General features: G+C 64.7%; 17 protein-coding genes. 11 read left to right on the top strand and 6 right to left on the bottom strand.

Going from position 1 to position 20,354, the window contains the following annotated elements; genetic code table 11:
- The first annotated feature begins 9 nt into the window (after positions 1–9).
- From DCG74_RS03045 to DCG74_RS03025, 5 genes are all read left to right on the top strand, one after another.
- Positions 10–711, top strand: a complete 702-nt coding sequence (locus DCG74_RS03045; protein WP_008542552.1) for a response regulator transcription factor — start codon at positions 10–12, stop codon at positions 709–711.
- A gap of 112 nt (positions 712–823) precedes the next feature.
- The gene (locus DCG74_RS03040) at positions 824–2,620 is read left to right on the top strand and encodes a sensor histidine kinase (RefSeq protein ID WP_172786662.1); all 1,797 of its coding nucleotides are present in this window, start codon (positions 824–826) and stop codon (positions 2,618–2,620) included.
- Entirely contained in the window at positions 2,617–3,141 is a 525-nt protein-coding gene (locus DCG74_RS03035; RefSeq protein ID WP_172786661.1) for an HPr kinase/phosphorylase, read from the top strand. Before DCG74_RS03040 ends, DCG74_RS03035 begins: the two co-directional genes overlap by 4 nt.
- Positions 3,142–3,274: 133 nt before the next feature.
- The gene (locus tag DCG74_RS03030) at positions 3,275–3,676 is read left to right on the top strand and encodes a PTS sugar transporter subunit IIA (protein ID WP_007597752.1); all 402 of its coding nucleotides are present in this window, start codon (positions 3,275–3,277) and stop codon (positions 3,674–3,676) included.
- The gene (locus DCG74_RS03025; protein ID WP_036014186.1) at positions 3,673–3,990 is read left to right on the top strand and encodes an HPr family phosphocarrier protein; all 318 of its coding nucleotides are present in this window, start codon (positions 3,673–3,675) and stop codon (positions 3,988–3,990) included. Before DCG74_RS03030 ends, DCG74_RS03025 begins: the two co-directional genes overlap by 4 nt.
- 124 nt (positions 3,991–4,114) lie before the next feature.
- On the opposite strand, the gene DCG74_RS03020 is transcribed toward DCG74_RS03025, so the two are convergent.
- Positions 4,115–5,740: a glycosyltransferase family 39 protein gene (locus DCG74_RS03020; RefSeq protein WP_172786660.1), complete on the bottom strand. Its 1,626-nt coding sequence runs from the start codon at positions 5,738–5,740 to the stop codon at positions 4,115–4,117.
- A gap of 113 nt (positions 5,741–5,853) precedes the next feature.
- Between DCG74_RS03020 and lepA the strand changes: the two genes are divergently transcribed.
- Together lepA and DCG74_RS03010 are read left to right on the top strand one after the other, a co-directional pair.
- A complete protein-coding gene (gene lepA, locus DCG74_RS03015; RefSeq protein WP_172786659.1) occupies positions 5,854–7,665 on the top strand; it encodes a translation elongation factor 4 in 1,812 nt (603 codons plus the stop codon).
- Between the two features lie 187 nt (positions 7,666–7,852).
- Entirely contained in the window at positions 7,853–8,911 is a 1,059-nt protein-coding gene (locus tag DCG74_RS03010; protein ID WP_172786658.1) for an ABC transporter substrate-binding protein, read from the top strand.
- Positions 8,912–9,152: 241 nt separating this feature from the next.
- On the opposite strand, the gene DCG74_RS03005 is transcribed toward DCG74_RS03010, so the two are convergent.
- The 3 genes from DCG74_RS03005 to DCG74_RS02995 all read right to left on the bottom strand — a co-directional run bounded on the left by DCG74_RS03005 (position 9,153) and on the right by DCG74_RS02995 (position 12,022).
- Positions 9,153–9,569, bottom strand: coding sequence for an SRPBCC family protein (locus DCG74_RS03005; protein ID WP_172786657.1), 417 nt, complete (start codon positions 9,567–9,569; stop codon positions 9,153–9,155).
- Between the two features lie 503 nt (positions 9,570–10,072).
- Positions 10,073–11,035 carry a tetratricopeptide repeat protein gene (locus DCG74_RS03000; protein ID WP_172786656.1) on the bottom strand — a complete coding sequence of 321 codons (963 nt, stop codon included), beginning with the start codon at positions 11,033–11,035 and terminating at the stop codon, positions 10,073–10,075.
- Positions 11,036–11,068: 33 nt separating this feature from the next.
- Entirely contained in the window at positions 11,069–12,022 is a 954-nt protein-coding gene (locus DCG74_RS02995) for a tetratricopeptide repeat protein (protein ID WP_172786655.1), read from the bottom strand.
- A 263-nt stretch (positions 12,023–12,285) separates the two neighbouring features.
- On the opposite strand from DCG74_RS02995, the gene DCG74_RS02990 reads away from it, so the two are divergent.
- Positions 12,286–13,254, top strand: coding sequence for an ABC transporter substrate-binding protein (locus DCG74_RS02990; protein WP_172786654.1), 969 nt, complete (start codon positions 12,286–12,288; stop codon positions 13,252–13,254).
- Between the two features lie 141 nt (positions 13,255–13,395).
- On the opposite strand, the gene DCG74_RS02985 is transcribed toward DCG74_RS02990, so the two are convergent.
- On the bottom strand, positions 13,396–14,649 hold the full coding sequence (locus tag DCG74_RS02985) for a serine hydrolase (protein ID WP_246708880.1): 1,254 nt from the start codon (positions 14,647–14,649) through the stop codon (positions 13,396–13,398).
- A 243-nt stretch (positions 14,650–14,892) separates the two neighbouring features.
- Between DCG74_RS02985 and DCG74_RS02980 the strand changes: the two genes are divergently transcribed.
- Positions 14,893–16,110, top strand: coding sequence for an MFS transporter (locus tag DCG74_RS02980; protein ID WP_172786652.1), 1,218 nt, complete (start codon positions 14,893–14,895; stop codon positions 16,108–16,110).
- Positions 16,111–16,157: 47 nt separating this feature from the next.
- Complete coding sequence (locus DCG74_RS02975) at positions 16,158–16,424, top strand: hypothetical protein (RefSeq protein ID WP_246708879.1); 267 nt, start codon at positions 16,158–16,160, stop codon at positions 16,422–16,424.
- Positions 16,425–16,777: 353 nt separating this feature from the next.
- On the opposite strand, the gene DCG74_RS02970 is transcribed toward DCG74_RS02975, so the two are convergent.
- Positions 16,778–18,943, bottom strand: a complete 2,166-nt coding sequence (locus DCG74_RS02970; protein ID WP_172786651.1) for an EAL domain-containing protein — start codon at positions 18,941–18,943, stop codon at positions 16,778–16,780.
- A gap of 451 nt (positions 18,944–19,394) precedes the next feature.
- Between DCG74_RS02970 and mepA the strand changes: the two genes are divergently transcribed.
- Complete coding sequence (gene mepA, locus DCG74_RS02965; protein WP_172786650.1) at positions 19,395–20,339, top strand: penicillin-insensitive murein endopeptidase; 945 nt, start codon at positions 19,395–19,397, stop codon at positions 20,337–20,339.
- Positions 20,340–20,354: the final 15 nt, after the last annotated feature.

The following is a 20,354-nucleotide window of genomic DNA, read 5'->3' as shown; positions in this document are numbered from 1 at the left end:
GAGAGGCTCATGCCCACAATCGCTTTGGTCGACGACGACCGCAACATTCTCACATCCGTCTCGATCGCGCTGGAAGCCGAAGGCTACCGTATCATGACCTACACCGACGGTGCCTCCGCACTCGACGGTTTCCGGACCACCCAGCCCGATCTCGCCATCCTCGACATCAAGATGCCGCGCATGGACGGCATGGAGACGCTCCGCCGTCTCAGGCAGAAGTCCGACCTGCCGGTGATCTTCCTCACCTCCAAGGACGAGGAGATCGACGAGCTGTTCGGCCTCAAGATGGGCGCCGACGATTTCATCCGCAAACCGTTTTCGCAGCGTCTGCTGGTCGAGCGCGTCAAGGCGGTGCTGCGCCGCTCGGCGCCGAAGGACCCGACCGTCGCGCCGAAAGAGAACGACGCCAAGGCGCTCGACCGCGGCCTTCTGCGCATGGATCCGGAACGCCATACCTGCACCTGGAAGAACGAGCCGGTGACGCTCACCGTCACCGAATTCCTGATCCTGCAGGCGCTCGCGACTCGGCCCGGCGTGGTGAAGAGCCGCAACGCGCTGATGGACGCCGCCTATGACGACCAGGTCTATGTCGACGACCGCACCATCGACAGCCACATCAAGCGGCTGCGCAAGAAGTTCAAGGTGGTCGACAACGAGTTCGAGATGATCGAGACGCTCTACGGCGTCGGCTACCGTTTCAAGGAAGCCTGAGGCGCACCCTCCAGCGCGATCGAGAGCATCTCCGGTTCTCGTTCCATCGGGACGAGGATCGCTCTAGGATGCGGGGACCTTCGCACGGGCCGTCCTAACGCGGGCGTAAGCATTGCTTGACCGAACGCAGCCTGAGCCTAACCAGAGCGCCGGGGATCTCGCATCCGACGGCGTTCAGGAGCACGTTGCCGACGACAAGCCGCAAGGCTTCCGGCCGCTGAACTGGCTGAAACGCGCCGGGCAGTTCTTCTTCGCGCTGTCCTTCTCGAGCCTCACCCGCCGCATCGTCTCGCTCAACCTCGCCGGCCTCGTCGCGCTGGTGGCGAGCATCCTGTACCTGTCGCAATTCCGTGCCGGCCTGATCGACGCGCGCGCCCAGAGCCTCCTGGTCCAGGCCGAGATCATCGCCGGCGCGATCGCGGCCTCCGCCACGGTGCAGACCAACGCCATCACCATCGATCCCGATCGGCTGCTCGACCTCAAGCCGGGCGAGACCTATGGCGGCTCGGACGAGTATTCGCCGCTGGACTTCCCGATCAATCCGGAGCGCGTCGCGCCGGTGCTGCGCACCCTGATCTCGCCGACCAAGACGCGCGCCCGCATCTACGATCCCAACGGCAGCCTGCTGCTCGACAGCCGCAACCTCGAAAACGTGCTGCGCTTTCCGCTGCCGCCACCGGCCGAGCAACCCGGCATCATCGAGCGCGGCAAGGTCGCGGTGCGCACCTGGCTGAACCGTGGCGACCTGCCGCTCTATCGCGAGCTCGGGCCCGAGAACGGCAATGGCTATGCCGAAGTGGGCGACGCCCTGCAGGGCCAGAAGCGCTCGATGGTGCGGGTCAATGCACGCGGCGAGGTGATCGTCTCGGTCGCGGTCCCCGTGCTGCGCTCGCGCGCGATCCACGGCGCCTTGATGCTGTCGACGCAAGGCGACGACATCGACCAGATGGTCACCGCCGAGCGCCTCGCCATCCTGAAGGTCGGCGGCGTCGCCGCCGCCGTCATGATCATGCTGTCGCTCCTGCTGGCGAGCACGATCGCGGGTCCCGTGCGCCGGCTCGCCGACAGCGCCGAGCGCGTCCGCCGCCGCATCAAGGCCCGCATCGAAATCCCCGATTTCACCCGCCGCCGCGACGAGATCGGCCACCTCTCCGGCGCGCTGCGCGACATGACCAGCGCGCTCTACAGCCGCATCGAGGCGATCGAGATGTTCGCCGCCGACGTTGCCCATGAATTGAAGAACCCGCTGACCTCGCTGCGCTCGGCGGTCGAGACGCTGCCGCTGGCGCGCAACGAGAACAGCCGCGCGCGCCTGCTCGAGGTGATCGAGCACGACGTCAAGCGGCTCGACCGGCTGATCTCGGACATCTCCGACGCCAGCCGTCTCGATGCCGAGCTGCAGCGCCAGGATGCGATCCCGGTCGATTTGCGCCGCCTGCTGACCACGCTGGTGTCCGTCGCCAATGAAACCAAGCTCGGCCACGACGTCGCGGTCGAGACACGCTTCGAGGGCCGCAGCCCGACCGACACCTTTGCCGTGAGCGGCCACGATTCCCGGCTCGGGCAGGTCGTCTCCAACCTGCTCTCCAACGCGCAATCCTTCTCCGAACGCGGCAGCAAGGTGCGCCTCACCTGCCGGCGCGTGCGCTCCGAGATCGAGATCGTGGTCGACGACGACGGCCCCGGCATTCGCGAGGACGCGCTGGAGCGCATCTTCGAGCGCTTCTATACCGACCGTCCGCATCAGGGCTTCGGCCAGAATTCCGGCCTCGGCCTGTCGATCTCCAAGCAGATCGTCGACGCTCATGGCGGACGGATCTGGGCAGAGAACCGCCCTGGCCCGCCGGACGCCGACGGCACTCCGACAATTGCCGGCGCGCGCTTCGTGGTGAGGCTGCCGGCGCTATGAGTGACGGCGGGCCCAGCGTTCACGCCTCCGCCGTCAAGGTCGGGACACTCGCCGTGCTGATCCGCGGGCCCTCGGGGTCCGGCAAGTCGCGGCTTGCCTTCGATCTGATCATGGCCGGACGCTCAGGCGTTGTGGAAAGCGCCGTTCTGGTCGGCGATGACCGTGTCCATCTGGCGACACTCGGCCATGAAATTGAGGTCCGCCCCGCGCCTCGCCTGGCCGGCCTGATCGAGATCCGGGGCCTCGGAATCCGCCGCTGCGACTTCGTGGAGCATGCGACCGTCGGTCTCGTGGTCGATCTGGCCGCCGCGGACGCCGAGCGGCTGCCGCCGGCCGAAGCCCTGAAAACCAGCATTTTTGGTGTCGAAATACCGCGAATCCCCGTTGCCCGCGACTATTCGCCCCTTCCTCTGGTTGTTGCGGCCTTGACCACTACCAAGAGTTCATCTTCCGTTAACCCTTCAGGCGATTGTTTGAAGGGAAATGGTAACCATATGAACCCCACTATCGCGACCGAATAGACCGGCGCAGCTCCCCTCATACATCCGTATAGATTCAGGGAGATACGCAACATCCCCTCTTGCGCGGGGGCTCTGGATGGTCAAAGTGGCGCGTTCGTGCGGTGCACCAAAAGCGCCCGCGAGGAGTTTTCCGATGATTGGTCTAGTACTTGTGACCCACGGGCGCCTTGCCGACGAATTCAAGGCGGCGCTTGAGCATGTCATGGGCCCACAAAAGCAAATCGAAGCGATCACGATCGGCGCCGAGGATGATTCCGATCTCTGCCGAAGCGACATCATCGAGGCGGTCAACCGCGTCGATTCCGGCGACGGCGTTGCGATCCTCACCGACATGTTCGGCGGCACGCCGTCGAACCTGGCAATATCCTGCATGAGCCGGCCCAAGGTCGAAGTGCTCGCGGGCATCAACCTGCCCATGCTGGTGAAGCTCGCCAAGGTGCGCGAGGAGCGACCGCTGCCCGACGCGATCGCGATGGCGCAGGAAGCCGGCCGCAAATACGTCACCATCGCCAGCCGCGTGCTCGCAGGCAAATGAGCGAGGAGGCGCCACAAGCCGCGACCGGCGTGCCCGCGGGCGCGATCTCCAAGGATCTCCTGATCATCAACAAGCGCGGCCTGCATGCGCGCGCCTCGGCGAAGTTCGTCCAGGCGGTCGAGCGCTTCGACGCGCAGGTGTGGGTGACGCGCGGCGGCGAGACAGTCGGCGGCACCTCGATCATGGGCCTGATGATGCTCGCCGCGGGGCCCGGCACGACGATCACGGTGGCGGCGGCAGGGACCGACGCCGAAGCCGCGCTGGCGGCGATCACGGAGCTCGTGGAGAGCAAGTTCAACGAGGAAGGGGTCTGAGCCACGCGCTCGGCACCGTCGGGTGGGCAATGCGAAGCGTGCCCACCACATCTCATGATCATTGAAAGTTCGTGGGCACGGCGCTTCGCGCCTTTGCCCACCCTGCGGCACTACGGCAGCCCGGCTATTTCCCCGGCGGCGCGATGTAGACGTTCCAGCTCATCGATGGGCCGGCCTTGCCGCTCGTGAAGCGGCGCGTGCTCATCACCATGCGCTCGGCGTTCGGCGCAACCTCCGACACCCATTTCTCGAATCCAGGCAGGCGGCCATCGGTCGGATCGAACACGCCGATGAAGCCGTATCGCTTGACGTCGTCGAGCGACGTCAGACCCGAGCTCCACGGCTCGTTCGGCGTGAACGCTGCGGGGTGATCCGGGCTGTAGAACACCATCGGCTGGATCGACTCCATGGTGCCGGCAACGACCGCCCAGCGCGAGGCAAAGCGCATGTGCCATTCCTGAGTCAGCTTGCGCGCCAGCTCCGAGCGCGCGCCGTAGGTTGCGGTGTTGCCGGCATTGGCCTCCATCTCGCGCGCGGCGATGAGGGGCGAGGCCGCAAGCGTCGCGGCGCTGAGCACGAGCCAGATCGCCGCGATGTTGAACAGCGCGGCGCTCTGCACGCGCAGCGTCGGGATCGCGACCAGCGCGAGCGGGACCAGGAAGAACAGCGAGATGCCCCAATCGGTCTTCATGTAGATGCTGAACACCAGCGCGCCGAGCGGCGGGCCGAAGGCGACGATGAGCTGGATGATCCAGACGTTCAGCGCCTGCGAGACATTGACGCCCGCATTGGCGCCGCGCGACCAGGCGCGCGTGACGATGCGCAAGGGCGCCCCCAGCAGCAATTTGACCCAAGGCGGCACCAGCGCCATGGCGAGTGCCGCGAGCGCCACCGGCAAGGCCAGCAGCGCGAAATTGTGCAGCACATAGCCCGCGACGAGCTGATGCACCTGGCTCTTGTCCTGCAGGCTGTAGGTGTCGCCGGCATAGGTCAGCGGCACGAAATGCGCATCCGCCAGCCAGACGATGTGCGGGATCATCGCCGCCACCATCGTGGCGATCGCGACCCACGGCGCGGGCGACGACAGGAAGCGCAACCGGTTGGGATGGATCAGCGCGGCGAGCCCGATCGCGCCGATCATGGTCAGCACCCAATATTTGGTCATCAGCGCCAGCGCGCCGGCAAGCCCGAGCAGGATTCCGGATTGCCAGCTCCGCTTCTCGAATGCGTTGAGATAAGCGAGCACCAGGAGCGGCAGCGTGACGAGCTGGAGCAGGTCCGGATTGTACTTGAAGCCCTTGAAATTGAAGATCGGGTAGAGCGCGATCATCGCCGCGACCAGGAACGCGCGGCGCGCATCGACCACGCGCAAGGCGATCAGCCAGCAGAGCACCATGCCGATGCTCACCATTGCCATCGCCAGCGCATAGGTCGCCCAATCCGCCGCCGGGAACACCGCGAACCAGAGGCCGGCCACCCAGCCCGACAGCGGCGGGTGCTTGCCATAGCCCCAGAGGAATTTCTGGCCCCAGCCCCAGGCTTCTGCGACGTCCATGTGAACGTCCTGCGCCGCCTTCAGATTGATCAGGATGAAGGTCCAGAGCACCGCATGCAGGAGGGCGAATTGGATCACCAGCCACAGGCGCGCCTCGGGGCGGACCGCGCAGGCAACCAGGAAGGCCCGGAAGCGGTCGTAACTCAAGCGGGTCTTTGCCCGCGTTCTGGAGGAGGGAAGAGAGGTCGTGGACATGGGCCGTGCGTAGCGCGTTTTGGCCCCTCATGGAATCAGCTTGGCGTGAACAAAGGCCCTGAAAATACAGCAATATGGTTGCCGCACGGGGATGTGAGTGGTATCCCGCGCCCATGACGACCGTCCCCATTTCCAACATCCGCAATTTCTCCATCGTCGCCCATATCGACCATGGAAAATCGACGCTGGCCGACCGCCTGATCCAGATGACCGGCGGCCTTTCCGACCGCGAAATGGCGGGCAAGGAGCAGGTGCTCGATTCCATGGACATCGAGCGCGAGCGCGGCATCACCATCAAGGCGCAGACGGTGCGCCTCGCCTACCGCGCCAAGGACGGCAAGGACTACATCTTCAACCTGATGGACACGCCCGGCCATGTCGACTTCGCCTACGAGGTCTCGCGGTCGCTGGCGGCCTGCGAAGGTTCCCTGCTCGTGGTCGACGCCAGCCAGGGCGTCGAGGCTCAGACGCTCGCCAACGTCTACCAGGCGCTCGACAACAATCACGAGATCGTCCCGGTCCTGAACAAGGTCGACCTGCCCGCGGCCGAGCCCGAGAAGGTCAAGCAGCAGATCGAGGACGTCATCGGCATCGACGCCTCGGATGCGGTGATGATCTCGGCCAAGACCGGCCTCGGCGTCCCCGACGTGCTGGAAGCCATCGTCACCCGCCTGCCGCCGCCGAAGGGCGACCGCGACGCCACGCTGAAGGCGCTGCTGGTCGACAGCTGGTACGACGTCTATCTCGGCGTCGTCGTGCTGGTGCGGATCGTCGACGGCAGCATGAAGAAGGGCCAGCGCGTGCGCATGATGGGCACCGGCGCGGCCTACGACGTCGAGCGCGTCGGCTTCTTCACGCCGAAGATGCAGCAGGTCGAAGAGCTCGGCCCCGGCGAGATCGGCTTCATCACCGCCGCGATCAAGGAAGTCGCCGACACCCGCGTCGGTGACACCATCACCGACGACAGGAAGCCGGTCGCGGACATGCTGCCGGGCTTCAAGCCGGCTATCCCGGTCGTGTTCTGCGGCCTGTTCCCGGTCGATGCCGACGACTTCGAGACGCTGCGCGCCGCGATGGGCAAGCTGCGCCTCAACGACGCCAGCTTCTCCTTCGAGATGGAGACGTCAGCTGCGCTCGGCTTCGGCTTCCGCTGCGGCTTCCTGGGGCTTCTTCACCTCGAGATCATCCAGGAGCGGCTGTCGCGCGAATTCGATCTCAACCTGATCGCGACCGCGCCGAGCGTCATCTACAAGATGAAGCTCACCGACGGCCAGGAGATCGAGATCCACAATCCCGTCGACATGCCGGACGTGGTCAAGATCGCCGAGATCGACGAGCCCTGGATCGAGGCGACGATCCTGACGCCCGACGAATATCTCGGCAGCGTCCTGAAGCTGTGCCAGGACCGCCGCGGCGCGCAGAAGGAGCTCACTTACGTCGGCTCCCGCGCCATGGTGAAATACGACCTGCCGCTCAACGAAGTCGTGTTCGACTTCTACGACCGCCTGAAGTCGGTGTCGAAAGGCTACGCCTCGTTCGACTATCACCTGACCGACTACAAGCCGGCCGACCTCGTCAAGATGCAGATCCTGGTCAATGCCGAGCCGGTCGATGCGCTCTCGATGCTGGTCCACCGCACCCGCGCCGAAGGGCGCGGCCGCGCCATGGTCGAGAAGATGAAGGAGCTGATCCCGCCGCACATGTTCCAGATCCCGATCCAGGCGGCGATCGGCGGCAAGGTGATCGCGCGCGAGACGGTGCGCGCGCTGCGCAAGGACGTCACCGCAAAATGCTACGGCGGCGACATCACGCGCAAGCGCAAGCTTCTGGAGAAGCAGAAGGAAGGCAAGAAGAAGATGCGGCAGTTCGGCAAGGTCGACATCCCGCAGGAGGCCTTCATCGCCGCGCTGAAGGTGGACAGCTGAGGCGACGCTCGGGACGGGCCGGCGCGGTCGCCGAGGCCGGCAAACAGGCGGCAAACAAAAAAGCGCGAAAACAACCCCATGCACAGTAGCCGCCCCCTTGGCGGCACTGTGCTTTTTTCGATTTTACGAAGTCGGCTTGCTCCGTCGGGCAAAACAGGGGTATGGTGGCATCATCGCAGCAGGCCGGATGAGCCAGCACGATCGTCCATCTGCATTTTTTAAAGTACCGATCATTTCATTCATGAACGGAGCTGTCATGCAGCGACGCGAGCTTCTCGCACTGATCGGTGCCGCGGCGGCCTGGTCACCCCTTGCTCGCGCGCAACAGCCAAAGAAAGTCCCCCATATTGTCTTCTTGACCACCGGCTCGATCGAGCAAACCCGCACTTCGGTGGCTGCCTTTCAGCAAGGACTACGCGAACGCGGTTATATCGACGGCGAGAATATCATCGTAGAGCTTCGAGCAGCCGATTCAAAGGTCGAACAACTCCCGGCGTTGGCGAGTGACCTCGTCCGTCTGAATCCTGCTCTTATAGTTGCAGCGAATTCGCTTGCTGCGCGGGCCGTGCAGCAAGCCACCAAATCGATTCCTGTTGTTGTGCCAGTTATGGGCGACCCAATCGAAGACGGACTCGTTGCCAGCATCGCCCGACCAGGAGGTAACATCACCGGACTGACCTTCATCGGCCCGCAGCTTGTTCCCAAGCGGCTCGCGCAATTGAAGGAAGCTTTGCCCATGGCGTCTCGGATAGCAGCGATTTGGCACCCGGCTGCATACGGCAAGTCTACAATTCAAGGCATGATCAGCGGTGCGGAGTCAGCATCAAAAACCGTAGGCGTTCATTTGCAACTCATTGCTGTCCAAGATCCTGACGGGCTGGGCGAGGCGTTTTCCGCGCATGCGGGCGCGCGCGCCGATGCATTCTTCCTATTTCCCAGCCCGATGTTCTTCATTGCACGCAAGCGCATCGTCGAGCTCGCCGCAGAACATCGGCTGCCGCTTTTTGCCATTGGCAAGGAATTTGTTCAACTCGGTGCGCTACTGTCCTACGGAGCGGATATCATCGACTTGAACCGGCTATGCACTGAATACGTCGATAAGATCCTCAAGGGCGCCAAGCCCGGGGATCTGCCGGTCGAGCAACCGACCAAGTATGAACTATTCATCAACCTCAAGACTGCAAAGACACTCGGGATCGAAGTTCCTGCTACATTGCTGGCCCGCGCGGACGGGGTGATAGAATGATCGACTGATGCAAGTCGATGCATGCAAGCCCGCGGACGGCCGGTCTTTTCGTCCCGTTCCCGAGGTGTTGACCAAGGCCGCGTGAGGTCGGTTTCGTCAAGTTCGACGGCTTCGTAGGGTGGGCAAAGCGAAGCGTGCCCACTGCTTGTGTGCCGCCGGGAAGAGTGGTGGGCACGGCGCTCGGCGCGCCTTTGCCCACCCTACGAAAGCTGTGCTCGCCTTCGCTTCTCGCGGCGGATCATCACGGCATCTTCTTCTTCGCCTCGACGTAGCGTGCAAAATTGTCGAGGATCGCCTGCCAGCCACTCCGCTGCTGCTCCTCCGAGTGCGTGGTCTCGGCGTCGAAGACGACGCGGACGACAACGCCTTTTGCGCCGGGCACGAACTCAACCTCGGCCTGGCGATCACCGAACGCGTATTCGATCCGCTGGTGTTCGACGATTTTCGTGTAGGTGCCGGCGAAGTCAAAACCCATGCTGCCGTCCTTGGCTTCCATCCGCGACGAGAAGGCGCCGCCCTCCCGCAGGTCGACCGTCGCCTTGGTCGTATGCCAGTCGTCGGACGCGGTATTCCAGTTCACGATGTCGGCTGGCGTCGTATAGGCGCGCCAAACCTGATCAATCGGGGCGGCTACGCTGGTTTCGACGGTGATCCTCATTGGCATTGCTCCAGTTGCAATTTGACGGCTCGAATTGACGAAATCACGTCACGTGTGCCGGGTCATCTCCGGCACGTCCGAGGCGTGTCAACCCAAGGACGATCGAGGGCGGTCCATGCCGACATGGTGCGGCATCAATGCGCAAAAAAGTCAGGAAAGTCGTATTGCCGCGGGCTCGTTCACCTCGTCCGCTTGCGGGAGAGGCATAGGCCGCCTTTGGCGGCCGTCGTCTCAAAAAACGCCGAGGCAAGGCCTCGGCTAAGGCGCAGCGCCGGGTGAGGGCTTTCTCCACTTGGGGATTGTCCCACTGCGGAAACACCCTCTCCCCAACCCTCTTCCGCAAGCGGGAGAGGGAGCGCACCTCCGTTATTGGAACGATCAAGCCTCATTTCATCGCGCTCTCGCGATGCTCGCTAACGATGCGACGAAGTTCGGTGGCTTTCGGTTACACCTTCGCTCTTCGGCCGACCGCGAACACCTCGCTTGACCACCCTGCGCGCTCTTCAGATCGGCCTTGTCTTCCCTCGAATGGCCATCGCCCGTTTCAGGGCCTGCTCGGCATCGGCGTGGCGACCTTGATTGTTGTAGAGGCTGGCGAGGTTGTCGAGGACGCCAGCAAGATCCGGATGATCAGGGCCGAAGGTTTTCTCGAAAATAGCCACCGACTGCTTGAACAGCCGCTCGGCCTCGGCGTTGCGTCCCTGACGCCCGTAGAGCGCACCGAGATTGTTCAGCGCTTGCGCGATGTCGGGATGATCAGGGCCGTACGCCTTCTCGGTCACGGCCATCGCCCGCTGCAGCAGCCGCTCGGCATCGGCGTAGCGATGCTGCTGGGTGTAGGTATCGGCCAAATTGTTCATCAGCACCGTGGCTTCGGGATCGTCGGGGCCGAGCGCTTTCTGCAGCACGGCGAGGCCCCGCTCGAACAGCGGCTCGGCCTGATCGTAGCGGCCCTGGCTGCTGTAGACGGCGCCGAGATTGCACAGCGGCAACACGATGGACGGATCGTCGGGTTCGAGCACTTTCTCGTCGATGGCGATCGATCGCTTCAGGAGCGGCTCCGCTTCCGCGTAGCGTCTTTCCGCGCGGTAGAGATCGCCGAGATTGTTCAGCACCATTGCGACTTCCGCGTGTTCCGGACCGAGCGTCTTCTCGCGGATGGCCAGCGCGCGCTTGTACAGCGGCTCGGCAACGGCGTATTCGCCGAGATTGTGATGGATCGTACCGAGGTCGCTCAGCGGCATCGCGACGCGCGCATCGTCAGGGCCGAACTCCCTTTCGTGAAGGGCCAGAGACTTCTGAGCCAACGGCAAGGCTTCCATGTATTTCCCGGCCCGATAAAGCTCCTTCATCTGCCGCGTCAGCGCGTCCGTCTCGTCCCCTTCGGCATGAGATGGCGCGCCGAATGGCAGGCTCAGGGCAAGCGCCGTGACTGCAACACGGATCGATGCTTTCAGCGCCTTCATCGTGCCTTCCCTCGTCGCATCCTGCGCTGCTCCTCAGATCGGCCTTGTCTTGCCCCGGATGGCCATCGACCGTTTCAGGACCTGCTGGGCATCGGCATAGCGGCCTTGATACTTGTAGAGACCGGCGAGGTTATCCAGAACGCCGGCGAGATCCGGATGGTTGGGGCCGAGGGTTTTCTCGAAGGTGGCCACCGACCGCTTGAACAGCTGCTCGGCCTCCGCGTTACGGCCCTGACGCCCATAGAGTGCAGCCAGATTGTTCTGCGCCTGCGCGATGTCGGGATGATCGGGGCCGAACGCCTTCTCGGTCACCGCCATCGACCGCTTCAGCAGCCGCTCGGCATCGGCATAGCGATGCCGATTGATATAGGCGTCGGCCAAATTGTTCATCAGCACCGTCGCTTCGGGATCGTCGGGGCCAAGCGCTTTCTGCAGCACGGCGAGGCCTCGCTTGAACAGCGGTATAGCCTGATCGTACCGGCCCTGATGGCTGTAGACCGCGCCGAGATTGCTCAACGCCGGCACGATCGACGGATTGTCGCTCCTCTCGTTGATGGCGATCGAGCGCTTGAGTAGCGGCTCCGCTTCCGCGTAACGCTCTTCCGCGCGATAGAGATCGCCGAGATTGTTCAGCACCATTGCGACCTCAACATGATTCGGACCGAGTGTCTTCTCCCGGATGGCCAGCGCCCGCTTGTACAGCGGTTCAGCAACGGCATATTGGCCGAGATTGTAATGGATCGTACCGAGGTCGTTCAGCGGCATCGCGACGAGCGCACCATCGGGGCCGAACTCCTTCTCGCGGAGGGCCAGCGACTTCTGGGCCAACGGCAGTGCTTCCATGTACTTCCCGGCCCGATAAAGCTCCTTCATCTGCCGGGTCAGCGTGCCCGCCTCGTCCTCTTCGGCATAGGATGGCACGCCGAACGACAGGCTCAAGGCAAGCGCAGTAACTGCAACGCAGATCGATGCTTTCAGAGCCTTCATCACGCGTTCCTTGGTCGCGGTTCTCACCGACATACGCGACTTTGGTGCAGCCGGAAGGCGGAATGGTTCAAAGTCCTCGCCTGGGCGCCCCCGGCCAGGGGCACAAGAAAGATCGAGGTGTTGCCTCCCGCCAACCTCTGATCCAGGCGTGCTGCCGGCGACGCCTCGCCGGGTATCTGGCCCGTGATCCAGGTGGACTGCTTACGAACATTTGGAGCGTGCTATAGTCTGGCTGTCGCACGGCAGCTTTCGAGCGAGGTCAGATGAGACGGCGCGCATTCATCGGGCTGATGACGGGAGCAATCGGCTGGCCGCTCATCGCACGCGGCCAGCAGTCTTCCGCAACGCCGCGCGTCGTCCAGTTGGGACCGGTCGAAGTTCCCGCGCAGATCGCAGCAACCAAAAGGCTGCTTGCAGAGCTTGGTTACGTCGAGGGACGGCTTCGACTCGAGTTTCGTCACGCAGCCGGAGATGCAGATGCACTACCGGCGCTCGCGCAGGAGATCGTGCGGGATGGCCGGGTGGACGTGATCATCGCAATCAGCACACCTGCCGCTCTCGCGGCCTACAAGGCAACGCGAACCATCCCGATCGTGACCCTTGCTGCCGTCGATCCCGTCGCATCCGGACTGGCCGACAGCCTCGCCCGCCCTGGCCGCAACGTGACCGGCATCGCGGTCTTCTCGGAGGAAACCACTGCAAAGCGGATCGAGCTCATGCGGGAGATCATGCCCCAGGCCGTGCGCCTCGGAACTGTCACGACAAAGGTGTCGAGCGGTGCACAGAGTCTCACGCCTGTTCTGGAGGCCGGCCGCAAGCTCGGCTTTCAGGTTGAAACCATCAACATCGATGATCCCGCAAGCATCGGGACGATGCTGAGCGCGGACAACCTTGCCCAATTTGACGGTCTTGTTTTCGTTCCGGACGTCGTGCTCAGCGGCCACCAGGCCGAAGTCATCAGGCTGGTGAACCTGAGCGGGAAGCCCGCGATCTTTGCTTCACCCGATTGGGTCGCGAACGGCGCCTTCATGTCGTTCGGCCCCGACTTTGCAGACGCAGGGCGCCGCCTGATTGCGCAGGTTGATCGCGTTCTGCGGGGCGCAAAGCCGGGCGACCTGCCTTTCGAACGACCCACCAAGTTCGACCTCAGGATCAATCTCCGCATCGCCAGGGCGCTGGGTCTCGACCTGCCCGCAACTGTCGTCGCCCGCGCCGACGAAGTGATTGAGTAACCCATCTTACCCGGGCACAACCGCCCTGCCCCTCGCCCGGTAAGCCATCATCCCTGCTGCGAAGCATCAACAAGACAAAAAGCACGAAGAAACGCATGAAGGTGATGCAGGCGTGCGTCTGCACGCCCGATCCCTGATCGATCATTGCCCGAGCTGTTGGAGCACAGCAGACCACAACGCGAGCGGCTCCCTGAGCGCTCCGGGTTCGTTCGGCTTTTGGCGAACGGCCGTGTGCACCATGACGAGTTTGGAGGCCGGATCGACCAGGATGACCTGACCGCGAATGCCGAGCAGGGCAAATCGGCGCTGCTCGCCGGGGAGGAGCCACACCTGATAGCCATAGCCGAAATAGCGCGTGGCCACGTGCGGGGCGAGATGGCCATCCGCCGGCCGCACGGTCGTGGCATCCAGCAGCCACTGCCGGGGGATCAGCTGCCGGCCCTCCCAGGCGCCGTCATGGGCGAGCAACCGGGCGAGGCGCGCATAATCGCGCAAGGTTGCGTTGAAGCAGCAAAAGGCGATCTCCTGCCCGCTGCCGTCGATCACCCAGGAGGCATCCGCCTCGGTGCCGATGGGATCCCAGATCCGGTCGTGGAGATAATCGGCAACCGCCGTGCCGGTGGCGGCGCGCAGGACCAGGCCGAGGATCTCGGTTTCAACGCTGGCATAGTGGAATTTGGTGCCTGGCGGTGCGGTTCGGGTGTTGAACTGCGCGACGATGGCGGCGGGATCTTTCGGCGGGCCGGCGAACAGGGCCCGCCCAAGCCGGGCGATGTCGTCATTCCCGTCGTAGACTTCCGAGAATTCGACGCCCGACGACATGTTCAACAAGGCGCGTATGGACGTGTTGCCATATTCCGTGCCTGCAAGGCCGGGAACGTAGGTCACGACGACGTCATCGATCGACTTGATCCGTCCCTCCGAGACCGCGATCCCGACCAGCATGGCCACCAGCGTCTTCGCCATGGACTGCGAGACAAAGCGGTGGTGATCGGTCCGCGCATATTGATAGTGCTCGTAGAGGATGGTGTCGTCCCTGGCGATCAGGAGTCCCGTCGCCGGGTTGCGCTTGAGGTAGTCCGCGATGCCGAGCTTTTCGGTACCAAAACTGTAGGTGATCGACGGCTCCGGCGCGCGCTTGAATTGCCAGGCCGTCGTCGCGCGAGCGACCCGGCGCGAGGGATAGATCTCGCCGAAATGGCTGTAGCTGCCGACGAGCCTGTCGAGCTCCGGGGCGGCTCCCCGCGTGCCGACCGGATAGCCTTCCGCCGCGCCGTAGAGCTCGGCATCGGGACCGCTGTCCGAAAAGACCGGCCCCGGCTTGGCGGGCGCGCTTCGGACGTCCTGCGCGCATGCCGGGGCCGTCCAGACGGCGGAGGCGAAAATGACGGACAAAAAAAGCCTGCGGCACCCGCGTGGCCTGCACAGCGCTCCCCGGATCATTGCACTTGCCTCCTCGCACGTTCGTGTGTGTGTGCGCTTATGAGAACAACATCGCAGGCCAGTGACGCGCGGCATGCTATCACTACGAGCAGACGGTGTCAGCCGGCGGTGGCCACCCGCCTTGCTCTTGCCCCGCAGATAAGTCACCATCCATCCCGCGCACCATCAACAAGAGCAAAAGCGCTGAGGAAACGCATGAGCAAGCCGTCAAGCTTCGACTATGGCTGGGTCGTTGTCGCCGCAGGTGCGCTGATGACCTGCATCGGGTTCGGTACGATGCTGTCGCTGGCGGTGTTCTTGCAGCCGATCTCGGAGGCGATGGGCTGGTCGCGCGCCGGCGTGTCGGCGGCCGCGACGCTGGATTTCCTCTGCATGGGATTCGCCGCATTCCTATGGGGCACGCTGTCGGACCGGTTCGGCACCCGCATCGTGGTGCTCTCGGGAAGCGTTCTGCTGGGACTAGGTCTCGTCACCGCGAGCCAGGCCGCAAGCTTGTGGCAATTCCAGCTCTGCTTCGGTGTGCTGATCGGGATCGCCGTGGGCAGCTTCTACGCGCCGATGATGGCGCTCGCGAGCGCCTGGATCGAGAAGAACCGCAGCCTCGCCGTGGCGCTGGTGTCCGCCGGCATGGGCGTGTCGCCAGTGACGGTCGCGCCGGCCGCGAGCTGGCTGATCACGGCCTATGATTGGCGCACCGCGATGCTGATGATCGGCTGCGCTGCCTGGGCGCTGTTGATCCCCGCCTGCTTCCTGGTGCGGCCGGCGCCGTCAGCCGCGGGCTCCGCAACGACGGACGCGACGCCGGCGGTCGAGATGAACGCGGCGCAGGCGCTGCGCACGCCGCAATTCATCGCGCTCGCAGCGGCGCATTTCGCTTGCTGCGCGGCGCATTCCGGCCCGATCTTCCACATGGTGTCCTATGCGATGGTCTGCGGCATCGCTCCGCTCACGGCGGTGACGGTCTATAGCGTCGCCGGCGTCTCAGGCCTCGGGGGACGCCTGCTGCTGGGCGCGCTGGCCGATCGCATCGGCGCGAAACCGGTCCTTGTCGGCGGGCTGTTCGTGCAGGCGATGTGCATCGCGACCTATCTGGCGGTGGCGCAGCTCGGCGAGTTCTACGCGTTGTCAGTCGTGTTCGGCCTCGCCTATGGCGGGGTGATGCCGCTCTATGCGGTGCTGGTCCGCGAATTCTTCGGCGCGCGCATCATGGGCACGGTGTTCGGTGCGGTCTCGGCCTTCGCCAGCCTCGGCATGGCGCTCGGGCCCTGGGCCGGCGGGATCGTGTTCGACACGTTCCAGCAATACACCTGGCTGCACGCCGGCTCCTTCGCGATCGGGCTTGCGGCGGTCGCAGTCGCACTGAGCTTCCCGACCAGACGGCCATCGCTCGAACTTGGCCGCGCGACGGCGTGACACCGACCTGTGGCGATTGCCGGATTTGATTTTCCCAGCCGAACGTCATGACCATCATTTCTCTTGAGCGCAGCGCCGACACTCTTCCCGCGGATTTTCCCGCGCTGGAGGCCGACGCCAAGGCCGATGGACATGCGCACATCACCCGTCTGGCGGCGGAATTCGCAACTGATCGCGCCATGTTTCACACGATATTCACCTGCCATCTCGATGGCAGATTGGCGGGTATCGGCGCGATCACCAACGAGCCTGCACCGGCGCCGGTGCCGATGTGGCGGATGCGGCGGTTTTACGTGCACCAGGACTACAGGTGACGCAACATCGCCAGGGCCATCGCGAACGCCTTGCTGCAAGACGCTGCTGGGAAGGTCGCAATGGTCACCGTCCACGCAGGAAATGCCGGCGCTGTACGGTTTTGGGAAGCGATGGGATTCACCGCCGTTGACGGCCAACCCTGGTCCCACCAAGCACATCTGCCGATCCCGGAGCCTGCCGGCGGCTCGTGAGCGGCTCTGCAAAGCCTTGCTTCGACGAGGAAGCACGACGCGCCGGGCTGGAACCGGTGCGCTTCGAACTGACGAGCGCGTCGCCGACCGCGGTTGCCAGGCGAGGCCGGAGAGGCCGACGGAGAGAGCGGTGCGTTCCTACATATCGAGGAAGCGAGTGGTCACGCCACCAGCGCGGCGTCCTCTTCACCGTCGATGCCGCGTTGTGCGGCCAGCAGGCTGATGATCTCCGCATTCGGCCGGGCCTTGCTGAACAGGAAACCCTGGCCCTCATGGCAGCCTTCGGCGCGGAGGCAGCTGAGCTCGGCCTCGGTCTCGACGCCCTCGGCAGTGATGGTGACGCCAAGACCTTTGCCGAGGCTGACGATGGAGCGGATGATCGCCTGGGCCTCGCGGTTGGCGGCGAGATCGCGCACGAAGGACTGGTCGATCTTGATCTTGTCGAACGGGAAGCTGCGCAGATAGCTGAGGCTGGAATAGCCGGTGCCGAAATCGTCCATGGAGATGCGCACGCCGAGCGCGCGCAGCGCATGCAGCGTCGCCAGCACCTGCGCGCTCTTCTCAAGGAGCAGCGTCTCGGTGATCTCGAGCTCGAGCCGCCGCGGCGGCAGGCCGGAATGCTTCAGTGCGTCGGTCACCATCGAGAGCAGATTGCCGCTGCGGAACTGGAGCGGCGACAGGTTGACCGCGACGCGGACGTCGTCGGGCCAGGTCGCGGCATCGAGGCAGGCCCGGCGCAGCATCAGCCCGCCGAGCGGATTGATCAGGCCGGTGTCTTCGGCGACCGGAATGAACTCGGCCGGCGACACCATGCCGCGCTCGGCATGCGGCCAGCGCACCAGCGCCTCGAAGCCGGTGATGCGGCCGCTCGTGAGGTCGATCAGCGGCTGGTAATACGGACGCAGCACGTCGTTCTGGATCGCGTCACGCAGCTCGACCTCGATCTTGCGGCGGCTCTGCGCCTTCGCATCGAGCGCGGCCTCGAAGAAGGCGAAGCTGCCGCGCGCGTCCAGCTTGGCGCGCGACAGCGCCATGTCGGCGCTCTTGAGCAGCTTTTCGGAATCCTCGCCGTCGCCCGGCGCCATCGCAATGCCGATCGAGGCGCCGATCACCACGGAATGGCCGTCGAGCAGATAGGGATCGGCAATGGCCGCCAGGAGGCGCTTGGCCAGCATCACCGCGTCCTCGGGACGCGCCAGCCCGCTTTGCACGATCGCGAACTCGTCGGAATTGAGCCGCGCCAGCGCGTCCTCTTCCCGCAAGGTGGAGCGCAGCCGCTTGGCGACGCCGCGCAGGAGCTTGTCGCCGACCGCGTGCCCCAGCGTGTCGTTGACCGCCTTGAAATTGTCGAGCCCCAGCATCAGCAGCGCGACCTTCTCGGCGCTGCGCCGCGTGTGCAGCAACATCTCGTCGACCTGCTGCCGCAGCAGGCTACGATTGGGCAGGCCGGTCAGCCCGTCGTGCTGGGCCATGAAGGCGAGCCGCGCCTCGGCGCGCTTGCGCTCGGTGATGTCCATCAGCGCGAGCAGCACCGCGGGCCGCTCGGCATAGGTCAGCTCGCGGGAATAGATCGCAAGGTCGATCAGCGCGCCGTCGGCCTTGACATGCTTCCAGGTGCGGCCGGCCTGCTCCTCGCCGGTCTCATCGACGGTCCAGGGCGGCTCGCTGTCGAAGGCCTGCAGGGAGCGGATCTTCAATCGCTCGAACTCGGCCCGGCTATAGCCATAATGCGCGACCGCGGCATCGTTGACGCCGAGAATGCGCTCGTCGTCCAGCGCGCAGACGATCATGGGCACGGGATTGCCGTCGAACAGCAGGCGGAACGAGGCCTCGCGCTGCTTGAGCTCGGTGATGTCGACGCGCAGGCCGACGACGCCACCGTCATCGGTCAAGCGCTCGTCGATCAGGATGACGCGGCCGTCGGACAGCTTCTGCTCGTGGCGCGCGCCGGGCTTGTAGAGCTTTTGCAGGCGCTCGGCGATCCAGGCGTCCTCGTTGCCGACGGCCTCGGGATAGTCGCCGCGTGCGACGCCGATGCGCAGCGTGTCCTCGAGGCGCGCGCCTTCCTCGAACAGATCGGCGGTCTTGCTGTAGATCTCCGCGTACTTCTTGTTCCAGAGGACGTAGCGGCCTTCGGCATCGAGAAACACGATGCCTTGCGGCAGGATATCGATGGCCTGGCGCAGGCGCTCATGGGATTTGCGCGCGTCCGCGATCGCGGCTTCCGCCTCGGCACGGCTGCGCAGGACTTCGTCGCGTTCGGAAAGCGCACGCGAGGCACGCGCGAAACGCGACTTGCGCGCCTTCTGGCCGGCACGGGCAAGCACGCTTTGCTTTCGCTTTCTTGCTTTTCGAGACCCCAAACTCAACTTCACTCGTCCCAGTCGCGCCCAGCGGCCGCAAGCTTTGGGGCAAGTGTCTGAAAAAAAAGTAATCTTGCCCGGACGCGGTCCGCACGCGGCGGCGCTTGCTGCCTGTTTGCGCGGCGTGGCGAGCGGCTGCAGGCGCCATCAGACTGAGTGTGGCGTCGCAATCAATGAGCGATCTGGTGCAAAATTGCGCGCGCGCCTGAATCCGTTCCGAAACCGCGCGCGATTGCATGCGAGCCGCAAGTATTCCCCGCTCAACGCACGAATTTTGGTCAATGCAGGATACGGTTATTGCACCGTTAAGAAGCGGCGGGTCGAGACGCGATTCGGGCGAGCTGCGGTGAGCCGGCGGCGGGCTCAGCGCCTCGTTCTTAACCCTGGTGCAGCATTGGGCTATAAGAGCGTCAGCATGAGTCGCCGCGGCATCACCCTCCTCCTGCTTTCGTTCGTCTGCCTGGGCGCCGGTAGCGCGCTGGCCCAGGACAAGGGCAGCATCACCCCGAAGCCGCTGCCGCCGCTCGCCAATCCGAACGACCCCGATCTCGCCGCGAAGGAACTGTTCGCGCGCAAGCTGCTGCCGTCGAAGGGGCCGGCCCATGTCATCGGCTCCTACACCAAGGGCTGCATCGGCGGCGCGGAGCAGATGCCGGTCAACGGCGATCATTGGCAGGTGATGCGGCTGTCGCGGAATCGCAGCTACGGTCATCCCGACATGATCGCGCTGATCAGGCGGCTCGCCGCCAAAGCGCACAAGGACGCCGGCTGGCCCGGCATCCTGGTCGGCGACATCGCGCAGCCGCGCGGCGGGCCGGCGCTGTCAGGCCATGCCAGCCACCAGATCGGCTTGGATGCCGACATCTGGCTGACGCCGATGCCGGACCGCCGGCTCTCGCGCGAGGAGCGCGAGGACATGTCGGCGGTGATGATGGTGCGCCAGGATCGGCTCGACGTCGATCCCAAGGTGTTCACGCCGGGCCACGTGCTGGTGCTGCGCGACGCGGCGCGGGAGCCCGCCGTGCAGCGCATCTTCGTCAACGCCGCGATCAAGAAAGCGTTATGCCGCGAGGCCAAGGGCGATCGCGCATGGCTGTCGAAGATCCGCCCCTGGTGGGGCCACGACTATCACTTCCACATTCGCATGCGCTGCCCGGCGGGGGCGGGCGAATGCGAGGGCCAGTCGTCACAGGCCGAGGACGAAGGCTGCAAGCCCGCCGATCTCGCCTATTGGTTCTCCGACGCGGTGCTGCACCCCAAGCCGCCGCCGGAGCCGCCCAAGCCCAAGCCGCCGATGACGCTGGCGCAGATGCCGGCAGCCTGCAAGGCGGTGCTGCATGCAGGCGACGCGAAGCCATAAGGTAAGCTGCCACGG

The sequence above is a fragment of the Bradyrhizobium sp. WBAH42 genome (assembly GCF_024585265.1).
In the GTDB taxonomy this organism is placed as follows: Bacteria; Pseudomonadota; Alphaproteobacteria; order Rhizobiales; family Xanthobacteraceae; genus Bradyrhizobium.
This window is presented reverse-complemented; position numbering and strand designations above follow the sequence as displayed.

Excerpts from the sequence above, each read along its gene's own strand:
- DCG74_RS03045 (WP_008542552.1), top strand. The coding sequence starts at position 10 with ATGCCCACAATCGCTTTGGTCGACGACGACCGCAACATTCTCACATCC.
- DCG74_RS03035 (WP_172786661.1), top strand. The coding sequence starts at position 2,617 with ATGAGTGACGGCGGGCCCAGCGTTCACGCCTCCGCCGTCAAGGTCGGG.
- DCG74_RS03030 (WP_007597752.1), top strand. The coding sequence starts at position 3,275 with ATGATTGGTCTAGTACTTGTGACCCACGGGCGCCTTGCCGACGAATTC.
- DCG74_RS03025 (WP_036014186.1), top strand. The coding sequence starts at position 3,673 with ATGAGCGAGGAGGCGCCACAAGCCGCGACCGGCGTGCCCGCGGGCGCG.
- DCG74_RS03020 (WP_172786660.1), bottom strand. The coding sequence starts at position 5,740 with ATGTCCACGACCTCTCTTCCCTCCTCCAGAACGCGGGCAAAGACCCGC.
- lepA (WP_172786659.1), top strand. The coding sequence starts at position 5,854 with ATGACGACCGTCCCCATTTCCAACATCCGCAATTTCTCCATCGTCGCC.
- DCG74_RS03010 (WP_172786658.1), top strand. The coding sequence starts at position 7,853 with ATGAGCCAGCACGATCGTCCATCTGCATTTTTTAAAGTACCGATCATT.
- DCG74_RS03005 (WP_172786657.1), bottom strand. The coding sequence starts at position 9,569 with ATGAGGATCACCGTCGAAACCAGCGTAGCCGCCCCGATTGATCAGGTT.
- DCG74_RS03000 (WP_172786656.1), bottom strand. The coding sequence starts at position 11,035 with ATGAAGGCGCTGAAAGCATCGATCCGTGTTGCAGTCACGGCGCTTGCC.
- DCG74_RS02995 (WP_172786655.1), bottom strand. The coding sequence starts at position 12,022 with ATGAAGGCTCTGAAAGCATCGATCTGCGTTGCAGTTACTGCGCTTGCC.
- DCG74_RS02990 (WP_172786654.1), top strand. The coding sequence starts at position 12,286 with ATGAGACGGCGCGCATTCATCGGGCTGATGACGGGAGCAATCGGCTGG.
- DCG74_RS02980 (WP_172786652.1), top strand. The coding sequence starts at position 14,893 with ATGAGCAAGCCGTCAAGCTTCGACTATGGCTGGGTCGTTGTCGCCGCA.
- DCG74_RS02975 (WP_246708879.1), top strand. The coding sequence starts at position 16,158 with ATGACCATCATTTCTCTTGAGCGCAGCGCCGACACTCTTCCCGCGGAT.
- mepA (WP_172786650.1), top strand. The coding sequence starts at position 19,395 with ATGAGTCGCCGCGGCATCACCCTCCTCCTGCTTTCGTTCGTCTGCCTG.